Origin of the sequence: Anaerobacillus sp. MEB173 (genome assembly GCF_052119505.1) — a bacterium.
Taxonomy (GTDB): Bacteria; Bacillota; Bacilli; order Bacillales; family JBJMAU01; genus JBJMAU01.
Map to the genome: position 1 here is coordinate 1 of NZ_JBJMAU010000080.1, position 311 is coordinate 311.

Annotated in this window: 1 protein-coding gene; it reads right to left on the minus strand. The window is 33.4% G+C overall.

Annotated elements, in window-relative coordinates; translation table 11 throughout:
- The coding region (locus ACJ2A9_RS23890) for a helix-turn-helix domain-containing protein (RefSeq protein ID WP_441424125.1) at window positions 1-311 on the minus strand (311 nt) is incomplete at both ends.

Genomic DNA, 311 nt, shown 5'->3' on the forward strand with positions numbered 1-311 from the left:
GAACCTTTACTTTTTTCTCAATTTGATAAATTTCACGAATTTCCCTTACATATAAGCGAACCGTGCTTTCCCCGACACTAAAATCTGGATACCTTTCTAACAGCCAATCTCTAATTTGTGCTGCACTTAAGTGAGGATACTCCTCTAACCAGGCAACAATCCAATCACGATATAAATCTAACTTCTTGGATTTTTTTATAGAACTACTAAGATATTCTTTTATTTCTTCAAATGACATTTCTAAATATTTATAGACCGTAGGTCGGGATATCTTGAGTTCCTCTGCAATTTGAGCGATTTTAAATTTTTGA